Genomic DNA, 14,016 nt, shown 5'->3' with positions numbered 1-14,016 from the left:
TTTTAATTTTGAGGTTCTATAATTAATATTCCGTTATTTGTTACTTCAATTACTTTAATAATTGTTCCTTGTTTTAAATCTTCATTGGCGTCTGTTAAAGCTTCTAACTCTCTTAACGCTCCTTGAATCTTTATTTGAATTTTACCTATTTTAGATCTTTTAGCACCTACTGTTAAATAGACTTCACCAATAGAGTTTAAAGCGTTTTTCATTTTTAAAGTTCCACTAGAAGTTAGTTTACTTATGTAGTAAAACATTGCTGCCATAACAGCCATCATAACTAAGCCACATAACAAAGAAATAAAAATGGTTAAAGGTTTAGAGTTTCCTGCATCTATACTTGCAATTCCACTCCAACCAAAAATGGTAAAAAATGCAACTAAGTTTTTTAACGTAAAAAATTGAAACCCTGCTCCTGTATCTGCATCAATTTCTGCATCTATATCACCAATATCATCTGTATCTGCACCAACAAAAGTGCCTATTAAAACAAATAAAAATATTATAGTAGAAATACCTGTAATTACCCAATATGTCTTCTGAAAAGACGACAATTCTTGAAACCATTCCATCATAGCTAATTAGTTTTAAAAAAGTGATTAAATATACCATTTTTTGACTGAATAATTTAACTTATTCTATCAATAAAAAGGAAAACTCTCTTTTAGTAAAATCAACTTTAAAAAGCGCTATTTTGTTAATTTTAACCTTCAATATACAACCTTGTTATTCTAGAAATAAAAATATTGAAGTACTAAATTAATTTTGAGTTTCTACTATAAGTAGCAAAAACAACTAAATTGTTACACCTTTTTTTAAAATAAAAAAGTCTTGATATATTTTTATATCAAGACTTTTCAATTTATTAAAGTATTTCTTAGCTAAAAACCATAACGCAATCCAAATAACACATTACTTGGTGGCATTGGCACAAAACCAGATTCTATATAATCTGCATTAAAGATATTATTTGCTGTAATTGTAAAGTTGATTTTATTTATAGCGATAATAATAGAAGCATCCCAAACATTATAACTTGTACCCACAGTTCTTTCTGCATGTTTGTAAATAATATTCTGACGAACATTTTTAAATAATTTACTTGTAAAACGCGTAATAAATTGATGTTTTAAGGTGTTTAAAGAATAACGAGATAAATCTTTATTCTGGTCTAAAATATCATCATCTAAAAAATTATAACTAAAAGATAATGTTTGCTTGTAATCACTTATAGTAAAATGATAATCAGCATTCAATTCAAAACCTTTTGTGTTTACTTCTGCAATATTAGTTGCTTCATACTTTGTTGCAGTTTCATCTGATCTTACAAAATCTATTAAGTTGGTTGCATTTCTATTAAAAATTGCTACAGAAGTTGTAAATCTTTCAGAATCATATTTTAAACCAATTTCTTGCGCAAAGGCTTCTTCTGGATTTAAATCAGGATTACCAGTTGTACTGCTATCATTGTAATATAAATCTGTATAAGTTGGTATTCTGTAAGTAACTCCTAAATTACCATATGCTTTTAAATTATCTGAGATTTGATACCCTATATCTAAACCTGGAAATGCATGAAATTTAAAGTCTGAAAAGTACGTAACTGCAACTCCTGGAGTAATATCTAACTTATCATCAGCTAGTTTAAAACGATGTTCTAAAAACAAATTTGCCATTGTTCTGTTTCTGTTTCCTAAGTTATTACTACTGATAAAAACTCGAGAAATATCTACACCAAAACCAGTAATACCTAAATTAGATGTGTAAGCAGCATTGGTTTCTACACCTACTTTATTGGTAATGTGCAAGTTTCTATAAAAACTAGGATCTTCTCTTTTTAATTGAAAAATATCTTGACCTCTTTTCCAGTAAATTCTAGGTGTAATCTTTAAGTTTTCTTTTTTAAATGTTGATGAAACTCCAACTAAACTACTTTGAGTTTCTTCATACTCATTAAATCCCCAAGAAGTTGGTGTGTAAAAATTTTGAGCCCCAAATTTTTTATCGAAAAAAGTAGCTAATACTTCTATAGGTTGTTTTGCTTTATTAAAAACAGCTTTTAATAAATAATTATAGTTTTTATAATCAGAATTTTCACGATAACCATCAGAAGTTAATGCACCAACATGCGCAATAATTGATGAATTTTCAAACTCTTTACCAACAGTTACAGAACCGTTTAATTGCCCAAAAGAACCAGCTTCTACATTTAATGAGGTAGTTGTTTCTAACTTCTTTTTAGTTACAATATTGATGGCTCCAGTAAATGCATTTTGACCAAAAACTCTTGCTGCAGGGCCTTTAATAATTTCTATTCTTTCTATGACTTCTATTGGTAAAGCCGCATTTAAAGTATGATGACCTGTTTGTGCATCATCCATTTTTACACCATCAATTAAAAGTAATGTTTGATCGAAACCACCTCCTCTAATATATAAATCTGCTTGACTACCTGCAGTTCCTCTTCTTCTAACATCTACACCTGCAACTTGTTGTAATAAATCGGCAACGTTTGTTGCTGCACTATTTTTTATATTTGTTGATGTGATAACGTTGATGGTTCTAGAATTTTCTTTGAACGGTAAATCTATTCTAGAAGAAGTAATAATAACTTCTTTTAAAGTATCTCTTTTTACTGAGTTTTCTTGTGCTTTTACCTGAAAAGCAGTTAATAATAAACTAACTATTAAAGTAATTTTAATTTTCATAAATAGTGATTTAATTAGACTGCAAAAGTCGTAACTTTATAACCGCTTAAAATAGTCCGGTTTACAAATGTCAGATAGTCCACTTTTATCAATAATTCAGAAAAATATCAATTTTGATAAATCTAAAACACAAGCTATTTACATTCAGGGCTCTCAAGCTTTTGTAACCTTGTTTCAACGAAATATCATTCTAGAAAAAACAAAATTACCTGGCACAAGAGCTCTTGCAAAAACATTACAAATTCACAGAAATACTGCTGTAGCTATTTACGATGAGTTAGCATCACAAGGTTGGGTGGTTATTAAACCTAATAGCGGAACTTTTGTATCTACTAGAAAAGTAGGATTCACTAATAAAAACAGAAAAATTGAATTTAATAATAACCAAAGTTTAGCAAAAACTACTGGTTTCGAATTTCAAAAATCTTTTCATTTAGCATCTACTGTACAATTAACAAAAACTAAATATTCTGTTAATGATGGTAAACCAGATTTGCGTTTGCACCCAGTAAACCAATTTACAAGATGGTATAGTGCAGCTATGAAACGTAAAACCTTAATTAAAAAATGGAACAGACCTCAAGAAGCATCACTCTCTATGTTTCAAACACAACTGTGTAATTATTTGAATGCCACAAGAGGATTATATGTAAGCCCAAAAAACTTAATTAGTACCAGAAGTACAGAAATGAGTTTGTACATTGTTTCTCAACTTTTAATTCAAAAAAATGATGTTGTTTTAGTTGGTGATTTAAGCAATTACGCCTCTAATATGATATTTCAGCAAGTAGGAGCTCAACTCATTACAGTTCCTGTTGATGATGAAGGTTTAGATATTGATTTTATCAGAAAAAATTTCATCAAAAATAGTATTAGATGCGTTTATATTTGTGCACATAGAGATTACCCAACCACAGTTACCTTAAGCGAAAAACGCAGAACAGCATTATTAAAACTTGCCAAAGAATTTGGTTTTGCCATTATTGAAGATGATTTTGATTATGATTTTCAGTTTGATAATTCTCCTGTTTTACCAATGATAAATTCTGATGAAAATGGAATGGTCATTTATCTAGGTAAATTGGGGCAATCTTTGTTTCCTAGTTTCCAAACCGGATTTGTAATTGCGCCAGAAAATTTAATTCAAGAAGCAAAAAATTATTTGTATTTATTAGATGAACAAGGAGATTTAATTCAGCAGCAAATGTTATCAGAATTAATAAATGAAGGAGAAATTCATCGCTTGATGAAAAAAAATATCGTTATTTATAAAAAAAGAAGAGATTACTTAAACCAATTATTATTAAAGCATTTTGGTAAAATTGCAGCATGGAAAATTCCTGAAGGTGGTTTGGCAATTTGGTTAACATTCACCCCAACAATACCTTTAGTTAAACTGGCAGAGCAAGCAGAAAAAAACGATTTATTTTTACCCAAAACTATTTTATATCAGAATAAAATTACTTGTGCAATTCGCTTCGGTTTTGGACACTTAAATGAAGAAGAAATCGAAATTGTTATTCATAAATTAAAAAATGCTTATAAAAACCTATCATTAAGTTAGACTAATATTCACTTAACGATTTTAACAGATTAAGATATTAACAACTGTCTTTTGCCTGCTATTTTTTGATACTTTTATAGCATGTTTGCACTTGTAGATTGTAATAATTTTTATGCTTCTTGCGAGCGAGTTTTTAACCCAAACTTGCAAAATAAACCTGTTGCTATTTTAAGCAATAATGATGGTTGTGTTATTTCTATGAGTGATGAAGCTAAGAAATTACAATTACCTTTTGGAGCGCCAATTTTTAAATGGGATGCATTTTGTAAAACAAATAATATTACGGTTTTATCTTCAAATTATCCTTTATATGGAGATATGAGTGCAAGAGTAATGAATATTCTGTCAGATTTTTCGCCAGATATAGAAATGTATTCTATTGATGAATCTTTTTTACAATTAAATGGTTTTGAAAATTATGATTTAACAGAATATGCAACCAAAATGAGAAGTCGAATTTTAAAATGGACAGGCATACCAACTTGTGTAGGAATTGCACCAACTAAAGCACTGAGTAAAGTTGCTAACAAAATTGCGCGTTCTAACCTAAAACAATCAAAAGGAATTTGCGTAATTGATTGTGAAGAAAACAGAATTAAAGCCTTAAAATGGACCAAAATTGGTAATGTTTGGGGAATTGGAAGTCGTTTAAAAAAACGTTTACAAGCCAAAGGTTGTGTAACTGCGTATGATTTTACACAATTACCAAGCGATTGGGTTTTAAAGAATTTTTCTATTATAGAATGGCGTTTGCAAAAAGATTTACAAGGCATTTCTAAAATTCCGTTAGAAGAAGTTTCATCAAAAAAGATGATTGCAACCACAAGAAGTTTCGAATACACATATTCTGATATTGACAATCTAAAAGAACGAATTTCTACGTTTGCAGCAAGTTGTGCAGAAAAATTACGAAATCAAGAATCGAGTTGTCATATGTTAATTGTGCAACTTTCTAGCGATCGTCATCAAAAAGATTTAGCACAACATAGAGAAAGTAAAACAGTGGTTTTTTCGTATCCAACAGATTCTACTTTAACAATTTCTAAAGCTGCAGTAGAAGCTGTAAAGAGTATTTTTAAACCCGGAATTAAATACAAAAGAGCAGGAGTTATTGTATCTGGTTTGGTACCCAATGATAATTTTCAGTTGAACTTATTTTCTGAAGAAAACCCTAAACACAAACCTTTAATGTCTGCAATTGATCATTTAAATCGTAAATTTAAAGCAGACAAAATTAAATTGGGTAATCAAGATTTAAAACGTACTTGGAAAATGCGTCAAGAGCGATTATCACCAAAATTTACAACCAACATTAACGATGTTTTAATTGTAAAAGCTATAAAATAGCCTGAAACTTTTTTATTCTTTTATTTAAAGAAAAGTTTTACTTTGCAAAGTATTATGAATACATCTAAAAATCTTACATTTTTTACGCCAAAAGCTTCATCAGGAAATGGTGCTATTTTTGTAGATACAGGAATTTCAGCTGGATTTCCATCACCTGCAGACGATTTTAGAGAAACACGTATTTCTTTAGATGATGAGTTAATTCATAACAAAGACGCTACGTTTTTTGCTAAAGTAAAAGGACAATCTATGATTAATGCTGGTTTAGATGATAACGATTTATTGGTTATTGATAGAAGCTTAGAACCAGAAAACAATAAAATTGCTGTTTGTTTTTTAGATGGAGAATTTACTGTAAAGCGTTTACGCGTAGAAAAAAACGAAGTTTGGTTACAACCAGAAAATCCTAATTATCCAATTATAAACATTACAGAAGATAACGATTTTGTAATTTGGGGAATTGTAACAAGTGTTATTAAAAAAGTTTAGATATTAAATATAAATATTACATAAAATAGATAAAAATCAGAAATTAATTCTTCTGATTTTTTTTGTTGTAAAATGATTAAAATTATCATTTTTAAATACTTTATTATTGTTTTTCGATAATTTTTATATATTTGTAAAAATATTTAAAGAAAAAAACATGAAATTTAAAAACGTATTGTATTTAGTAATCTTATCTATAATGTTAAGTGGTTGTGCAGGAGCAAAAATAAGAAACATCCTTAAAGTGGGAGAAGTTACTCAGAAAAACTATAAAGTAACATTTCCGTTTGAATATACTAAAACAGGACATATTCTTTTAAAAGTAACAATTAAAGGAGAAGTTTACGATTTCATTTTAGATACAGGGGCTACTAATATTATTTCTAATGAATTAGCAGATAAGTTAAAGGTTGTTACTGCAGGTTCATCTGATATTGCTGATATTAATAATAAGTCAGCGAATTTAGCATATGTAAAATTAGATGATATTGAAATTGGTGGAATAAATTTTAAAGGAACTATAGGTTCTATATTAGATCTTAAAAAAGGAGATTTAGCTTGTTTAGAAGTAGATGGACTAATAGGTTCTAACCTAATGAGGCATGCAGTTTGGGATTTTGATTTTCAAAACAAAATGATAACCATTACTGATAACGAAGAAACACTAAATATACCATCAGATTATTCTGAATCAAAAATATTTGTAGGTGATGCGTATCAAGTATCAATTATTACAAAAGTAAATGGAGAAAAAGTATTAAATAATGTAATAGACCTAGGAAATCCTGGTAATACTCATTTGAGCTATAAAGTTTTTAACGAACAAAAAGAATCAAAAAAAATTAACAAATCTATTAGAGGTTCTGGTGGTTCTGGTTTTGGAGCTTTTGGAAAAAGTGCAAAAATGAGAAAATCACATTTGGCTAGAATTGAAAGTTTTAAAATAGGCGATTATGATATAAACGATGCTATTGTTATAGTAAAGGATCTAGACAATAATATAGGATTAGAATTTCTTAAAAATTATAGAGTTATTTTTAACTGGAAAACAAAAAGTCTTAAACTGATTAAACAAAGTAAAAGAGAAAAAAATGAAGGAGTCGCTTTTGGTTTTAACCCTACATTTGAAAAAAACAAACTCTTTGTTGACTATATATATGATGATATTGATGCCTCCAAATTTTTAAAATACAGAGATCAAATTCTAAGTATAAATAAAATAAATTATTCCCACGTAACTCAAGAACAATGGTGTAAAATTGTACAAAATGGTCTTTTCAACGATTTAGAAACGGATAAAATAGAAATAAAGGTATTAAGAAATGGTAAAGAACTTAAATTCATTTTAGAAAAAGTAAAATTACTGTAACGCTCTTAAGTTTATTTAATAAATTTAGAAAAAATAAAACTTTATGAAAAAAATTATTTACATCTGTGCAAAGTCTTTCTTTTACATGTTTAGTACTTTCTTTTTGTTTGTATTTTTATTTTCAATTTTATCATTAATTGAACAGTATCGATTATTTGACGCTCCTTTTGTAGATATTTTAGAGAATGACGTAAATGGTTTTAATGCCAAAATGAGTATTCCATTTATAAAAGGAGTTGTTAAATATCAGTTTTCATATACCATTATTTTTATGTGGCTTTGGTTGTTGTTTTATTCAATATATTTTTATGTGTTAAAAGAATTTTTTAAAATTTTTATAGAAGATGAATTGTTTACAACAAAGTCTTTAAATAAACTTAAAATATTCTTTAGACTAAATTTTATTCCAATAATTTTAAATACTGGTATTATAATTATGGGTTGGATCGAAAATGAAAAGGGTAGTTTTGAAGAAGAATATTTTTATCTTTTTATTCACTCTTGTATAGCACTTATAATTTATACATATATCGATATTTTTAAGAAAGGACAAAGACTACAGGAAGAAAACGATTTAACAATATAATATGCCAATCATAGTAAACTTAGACGTAATGCTTGCCAAACGCAAAATGCGTAGTAAAGAGCTGGCAGAAATTATTGGTATTACAACAGCAAATTTATCTGTTCTAAAATCGGGTAAAGCAAAGGCAATCCGTTTTACAACTTTAGAAGCTATTTGTAAAGCTTTAGAATGTCAACCTTCGGATATTTTAGAATATCAACAAGATTAAAACACAAAAACCCCGAATTTTCATTCGGAGTTTTTGCAAAATATAAGTTTTCTATTACGCTTAAACTAACAAATATTATCTATTCATAGGTTTGTCTAAATTCATAAACATAAAATCTGCACTTGTATTTTCTTCACCCAATAGATATTTACTAAAATGATCTGCTCTTAACCAAAAAGAATATTCTGTCATATTACCAAAACCATGTCTTTGACCTGGCATTACCATAAATTTAAAACGTTTATTTGCTTTAATTAATTCGTTTGCCATTCTAATAGTTCCAGCAGGATTTACGTTGTTATCCATATCTCCGTGAATCAACATTAAATGTCCTTTTAAGTTTTTTGCCAAAGATTGATTTACATCAATTTTATATTTATGAGTAATTTTTCCTTTTGCATCAATTTCTTCTTTTACTCCATGATGTGTTTCACTCCACCAAGAATTGTAAACTGTATTATCATGATTTCCTGCAGATGAAACTGCCGCTTTAAAGAAATCTGGATACACTAACATTGCAGCTGTAGACATAAATCCACCACCTGAATGACCGTAAATTCCTACTTTTTCAATGTTGATAAACTTATGTTTATTTGCCAATTGCTGTGCCACGTATTTTTTATCTGCTAAACCATAATCGCGTAAATTACCATAACCATAATTATGATACCATTTAGATCTGTCTGGATGCCCACCTCTGTTTCCTAATGTAATTACAATAAAACCAACTTGTGCCATTCTATCAACTCTATCCATTCTAAAAGAAAAATATTTATTTACAGCTTCTGTTTGTGGTCCAGGATAAACGTATTCTAAAAGCGGATATACTTTGGTAGAATCCAAATCAAAAGGCTTGTACATTACACCATAAATATCTGTAATTCCATCATCTGCTTTTACCTTAAAAGGTTCTGGAAATTTATATCCTGATGCAAATAATTGCGATAAATCTGCTGTTTCTAAATCCATAACTTTTCTTCCATTAGCGTCTCTAACTTCCGATTTTGGTACAGTATTTACTCTAGAAAAATTACTAATAAAATATTTATTAGAATCAGACATACTAGTTCTAGTTGTAAAATTTCCTTTATTTAAAGTACGTAATCCACTACCATTTAAATTTATTTTATACATATGTGCATAATAAGGGTCTTGCTCTTTATTAACGCCGTTTGCGGTAAAATATAAAGTTCTTGTTTTTTCATCTAAACCTTCAAAATTATCTACATGATAATTACCATCTGTAACTTGGTTTTTTAAATTTCCTTCAGCATCATACAAGTAAAAATGTGCCCAACCATCTCTTTCTGCCCAGTGCAATATTTCTGTTTCATTATTAAATAAAACCAAAGGTCTAGATTCTATATACGTATTAAAACGCTCTTCAATTAAGGTTTTATATTTACCTGTATTAATATCAGCAACATTAATATCTAACTTTTTTCTGTCTCTAGAAATTACACTAAAATATACTTTTCCTTTTTTTGATAAAAGTAAGGTTGGTTTAAAATCATCATCTCTACTAGATTGTTTTCTTGGAGCTCTAAAAACAGAAATACTTTGTTGTTTAAGTGTATCTAAAGGAACTTTAATATGTGTTTTTGTAGGAATGTCAAAAATTAATAATTCTGATTTGTAATATTCTTGTTCACCTGGCATATGGTATTTATAGGTTTCTAAAGTAGGTCTTTTTTTACCTGTAGAATTTATTACCCATAAATCTTTAATATGCCTAGAATCTGATTTTTGAAAAACAAACTTTTTAGAATCGTGAGACCATGTTCCCCAAACTCCTTTTCTATCATCTTTCTTTTTCTCTTTATCTACATTATCTTGTCCTCTACCTCCCCAAGTGTAACCGTAATTTTCTTCTCCGTCTTTTGTCCATTGGTTTTCTACAACTGTGGTATCTTTTTGATCTTTAACAAACTTTTTAAAGTTCATTTTATCCATCCAATAGATATTATGATTTTTGCCATATAATACAATTGAACTATCAGGAGCAATATTTGCCCATTTTTTCCAAGGTTCTTTTTCTTTCTTTTTAGTATCGATAATTGTTAACCCATTTCCACCTAATTTATATTCTAGGTAGTAGGTTTTTTTCTCCATTTTTGGCTTTTTCTTTTTTGCTTTTTTGGTTGATGTAGAATCTTTTTTTACTTCCTTTTTATCCTCTTTCTTTTTATCAACAACCTCAACTTCTTCAGTTGCTGTAACTCTAAAACGAATGGCATTTTCAGCTTTATTAAATTTAAAACTTAAACGTGGTAAGTGTTTAGCATCATAAGGGTCTTTGGTTATTTGTGTTAACCATTTTGCCATTTTAACATTATCAAAAAGAGGTTTTTTTGTTTTTTTATCTACATCTACCAAGTAATAATTAGACCCTTCTGAAGTTTTATAAGAATACCAAAAACGATTTCCTTTTTTTAACCAATGAGGATTTACACTGGTAGAGTGCACCATTTTTGCTAAATTTTTAGGCGAATATTTAGCTGCAGCTCTGTAATTGGGTTTGGGAGTTTCTTGCGCAGTAATTATTGTTGTTGACAATAAAAATACAAAAAACAAGATGAAATTTTTCATTTGTAGTGTTTGATTAGATTTTAATGAACTCTAAAGTTCATTAAAACAATTTACACTACAAATTTTTTAAGAAGAGTTTGTTAAAATTTTAACAGTTACCCATTAATTTAGGTTTCTTTTTTCTATAAAAAACCGTTTTAATAATAGTGAACATTCGTTTTCTAAAATGCCTGCTACTACTTTTGTCTTTGGATGTAAAGTAGTCTTTAAATTTTTAAAACCTCTTTCTGGTTCTGATGCTCCATAAACAATTTTACCAATTTGTGTCCAGTAACTTGCCCCTGCACACATTTGGCAAGGCTCTAATGTTACATACAACACACAATCTTTTAAATACTTACCACCTAAAAAATCTGCTGCTGCAGTAAATGCTTGCATTTCTGCATGTGCAGTTACATCATTTAACGTTTCTGTTAAATTGTGTGCTCTTGCAATAATCTGGTCTTTAAAAACAATTATTGCTCCAACAGGAACCTCACCTTTATCAAAAGCAAATTCTGCTTCTTGATAAGCTTTTCTCATAAAATAAACATCGTCAAAAGGAGTAATCATACACAGCTTTTTATGACAAATATACATGAAGTTTTAATAAAAAAATCATCAATAAAAACTAAAGAATAGTAAATTATTGATGATTTTAGACGCTATAGATTATTCTATATTAATTAATTTCAATCATACCTACAACTTCATAAGCTCTTGTTCCGTTTATTTGTATTTTTTCATACAAAATATTATTGAATTCGTAAAAACGTTCTTTATTAATCGTTACTTTTTCTGCTCCAGAAGGTAATTGATATATAATAGTACCTACTTCAGGATTTACAACCTCATAACTATTATTTATTTGAATATAAAAAACACCCTTATATGTGTAAAATCTTCTATTATTATAATTTATAGTTCTAAAACCTACTGGTAATCTACTTATTCTTAGCCCAACTCTTGGAACTATTGGTAAATATCTTCCACCATTTAATTCATAAAAACTATTGTTTGCATAATATACATTTCTATTATTATTTTTAATAATTTTAGTAGCTTTAGGTAAACTTCGTATCGTAGTTACTTTTCTTTTTTGATTCTTATAAACAACATTGGTTCTTTTAATTGTTTTTACTTTGTTATTTTTTTTAGAAGTTTTTGTTATTTTTTTAGTTGAATTGTTTGTTCTTTTTTGAGAATATCCATCTGTTGATAAGCCAATAATAACAGCTACAACTAACATTGTTTTAATCATTGCTTTCATAATTTTTTGTCTTTTGTTTGTTCATTAATATGACCTTTAAAAAGATATTTAGTTTAATTATTATTTCTATTTTAACATTTTATTAATAAAATACCATCTTAAATTGTATTTTTACAATATGTCAAAAAACTTGTTAGAAAACATATCAAATCCAGAAGATTTACGAAAACTAAACCCTAGTCAACTACCCCAATTGGCAAAGGAGTTACGTGAATTTATTATAGATATTATTGCCACAAAAGAAGGACATTTAGGTGCCAGTTTAGGAGTTATAGAATTAACAATTGCATTGCATTATTTATTTGATACTCCAAATGATTTATTAGTTTGGGATGTTGGTCATCAAGCATATGGACATAAAATTTTAACCGGTAGAAAAGACATTTTTCATACCAATAGGCAATTTGGTGGAATTGCTGGTTTTCCTTCAAGAAAAGAAAGCAAATTTGATGCTTTTGGAGTTGGACACTCATCAACTTCTATTTCTGCTGCATTAGGAATGGCAATTGCAGCTAACCTAAAAAATGAAACAGAAAAACATCATATTGCTGTAATTGGAGATGCTTCTATTGCTAGTGGAATGGCTTTTGAAGCACTAAACCATGCAGGAGTATCAAATGCAAATTTACTTATCATTTTAAACGATAATGCCATTGGAATTGACCCTTCAGTTGGAGCTTTAAAAGAATATTTAACAAAGGTTAAAACAGACAAAAGATTAGCTGTTCAAAATAATATTATAAAAGCTTTAAATTTTGATTATTCAGGTCCAATTAATGGTCATGATTTACCAAAAGTATTAGAAGAGTTAGAACGATTAAAATCTGTAAAAGGACCAAAATTCTTGCATGTAATTACTACTAAAGGTAAAGGCCTACAACAAGCAGAAGAAGACCAAGTAACCTATCATGCTCCTGGAAAATTTGATAAAATTTCTGGAAAAAGAAAAAAAAGAGAGAAAAGTTTATACACCAAATATCAAGATGTTTTTGGACAAACCATTGTAGAATTAGCTTCTAAGAATAATAAGATTGTTGGTATTACACCTGCAATGTTAACAGGAAGTTCCTTAAAATTGATGTTAGAAAAATTTCCAAAAAGAACTTTTGATGTTGGTATAGCAGAACAGCATGCTGTAACGCTTGCTGCAGGTATGGCAACGCAAGGTTTAATTCCGTATTGTAATATTTATTCTACATTTTTACAACGTGCCTACGATCAAGTTATTCATGATGTAGCTTTACAAAACTTACCAGTAATTTTTTGTTTAGACAGAGCTGGTTTGGTTGGAGAAGATGGGGCAACACACCATGGTGTTTTTGATTTAGCTTTTTTAAGATGCATACCAAACCTAATTATTTTTGCTCCTAGAAATGAAATTGAACTACGCAACATTTTATATACAGCTCAATTGGATTTAAAACAACCAATTGCAATTCGTTACCCAAGAGGAACAGGAACTATTATAGATTGGAAACAACCTTTTAAAAAAATAGATACTGGAACTGGTATTTGCTTAAAAAAAGGACATAAAATAGCAATTCTATCTATAGGTACAATAGCAAAAAATGTATCTGAAGCATTAAATTTAATTGAGAATTCATCTAATTATTCTCATTATGATATGCGTTTTGTAAGCCCTTTAGATGAAAAATTATTACATACAATTTTCGAAAAACATACACTTATTTTTACAGTAGAAGATGGCACCATAAAAGGTGGTTTTGGAACTGCTATTTTAGAATTTGCTTCACAAAATAAATATCTGAACAAAATTAAAATTTTAGGTGTCCCTGATAAATTTATTGAACATGGAAGTGTTTTTAGACTTCATTTAAAACTAGGTTTAGACGCTTATAGTTTAGCAAATCATTTTAAATTATTAATATAAAAAAAGACGCTAAAAA

At 28.5% G+C, this 14,016-nt stretch carries 12 protein-coding genes; 7 read left to right on the top strand and 5 right to left on the bottom strand.

Annotated features, from left to right (window positions below):
- Nucleotides 1-2 precede the first annotated feature (2 nt).
- Both ABJG40_RS07905 and ABJG40_RS07900 read right to left on the bottom strand, forming a co-directional pair.
- The gene (locus tag ABJG40_RS07905; RefSeq protein ID WP_348024040.1) at nucleotides 3-575 is read right to left on the bottom strand and encodes a hypothetical protein; all 573 of its coding nucleotides are present in this window, start codon (nucleotides 573-575) and stop codon (nucleotides 3-5) included.
- A 306-nt stretch (nucleotides 576-881) separates the two neighbouring features.
- Complete coding sequence (locus tag ABJG40_RS07900) at nucleotides 882-2,708, bottom strand: TonB-dependent receptor (RefSeq protein ID WP_348024039.1); 1,827 nt, start codon at nucleotides 2,706-2,708, stop codon at nucleotides 882-884.
- 67 nt (nucleotides 2,709-2,775) lie between these two features.
- Here ABJG40_RS07900 and ABJG40_RS07895 point away from each other — a divergent pair, with 67 nt between their 5' ends.
- The 6 genes from ABJG40_RS07895 to ABJG40_RS07870 all read left to right on the top strand — a co-directional run bounded on the left by ABJG40_RS07895 (nucleotide 2,776) and on the right by ABJG40_RS07870 (nucleotide 8,271).
- On the top strand, nucleotides 2,776-4,272 hold the full coding sequence (locus ABJG40_RS07895; protein ID WP_348024038.1) for a PLP-dependent aminotransferase family protein: 1,497 nt from the start codon (nucleotides 2,776-2,778) through the stop codon (nucleotides 4,270-4,272).
- Between the two features lie 81 nt (nucleotides 4,273-4,353).
- Nucleotides 4,354-5,619 (top strand): Y-family DNA polymerase, encoded by a 1,266-nt coding sequence (locus ABJG40_RS07890; RefSeq protein ID WP_348024037.1) that lies wholly within the window; start codon nucleotides 4,354-4,356, stop codon nucleotides 5,617-5,619.
- A 54-nt stretch (nucleotides 5,620-5,673) separates the two neighbouring features.
- Nucleotides 5,674-6,108 carry a translesion error-prone DNA polymerase V autoproteolytic subunit gene (gene umuD, locus ABJG40_RS07885; protein ID WP_348024036.1) on the top strand — a complete coding sequence of 145 codons (435 nt, stop codon included), beginning with the start codon at nucleotides 5,674-5,676 and terminating at the stop codon, nucleotides 6,106-6,108.
- Nucleotides 6,109-6,265: 157 nt separating this feature from the next.
- A complete protein-coding gene (locus ABJG40_RS07880; protein WP_348024035.1) occupies nucleotides 6,266-7,477 on the top strand; it encodes a retropepsin-like aspartic protease in 1,212 nt (403 codons plus the stop codon).
- A 43-nt stretch (nucleotides 7,478-7,520) separates the two neighbouring features.
- A complete protein-coding gene (locus tag ABJG40_RS07875) occupies nucleotides 7,521-8,063 on the top strand; it encodes a DUF2975 domain-containing protein (RefSeq protein ID WP_348024034.1) in 543 nt (180 codons plus the stop codon).
- Between the two features lies 1 nt (nucleotide 8,064).
- Nucleotides 8,065-8,271: a helix-turn-helix transcriptional regulator gene (locus ABJG40_RS07870; RefSeq protein WP_348024033.1), complete on the top strand. Its 207-nt coding sequence runs from the start codon at nucleotides 8,065-8,067 to the stop codon at nucleotides 8,269-8,271.
- Nucleotides 8,272-8,346: 75 nt separating this feature from the next.
- On the opposite strand, the gene ABJG40_RS07865 is transcribed toward ABJG40_RS07870, so the two are convergent.
- The 3 genes from ABJG40_RS07865 to ABJG40_RS07855 all read right to left on the bottom strand — a co-directional run bounded on the left by ABJG40_RS07865 (nucleotide 8,347) and on the right by ABJG40_RS07855 (nucleotide 12,109).
- Nucleotides 8,347-10,860 (bottom strand): DPP IV N-terminal domain-containing protein, encoded by a 2,514-nt coding sequence (locus tag ABJG40_RS07865; protein ID WP_348024032.1) that lies wholly within the window; start codon nucleotides 10,858-10,860, stop codon nucleotides 8,347-8,349.
- A 102-nt stretch (nucleotides 10,861-10,962) separates the two neighbouring features.
- The gene (locus tag ABJG40_RS07860) at nucleotides 10,963-11,412 is read right to left on the bottom strand and encodes a nucleoside deaminase (protein ID WP_348024031.1); all 450 of its coding nucleotides are present in this window, start codon (nucleotides 11,410-11,412) and stop codon (nucleotides 10,963-10,965) included.
- Nucleotides 11,413-11,521: 109 nt separating this feature from the next.
- Nucleotides 11,522-12,109, bottom strand: coding sequence for a DUF6515 family protein (locus ABJG40_RS07855; RefSeq protein ID WP_348024030.1), 588 nt, complete (start codon nucleotides 12,107-12,109; stop codon nucleotides 11,522-11,524).
- Between the two features lie 118 nt (nucleotides 12,110-12,227).
- Between ABJG40_RS07855 and dxs the strand changes: the two genes are divergently transcribed.
- Nucleotides 12,228-14,000 carry a 1-deoxy-D-xylulose-5-phosphate synthase gene (gene dxs / locus ABJG40_RS07850; RefSeq protein ID WP_348024029.1) on the top strand — a complete coding sequence of 591 codons (1,773 nt, stop codon included), beginning with the start codon at nucleotides 12,228-12,230 and terminating at the stop codon, nucleotides 13,998-14,000.
- Nucleotides 14,001-14,016 lie beyond the last annotated feature (16 nt).

It is taken from the genome of Polaribacter sp., assembly GCF_039939415.1.
Lineage (GTDB): Bacteria > Bacteroidota > Bacteroidia > Flavobacteriales > Flavobacteriaceae > Polaribacter.
The sequence above is the reverse complement of the archived record's forward strand: the minus strand, read 5'-3'. Positions and strand labels throughout refer to the sequence as shown.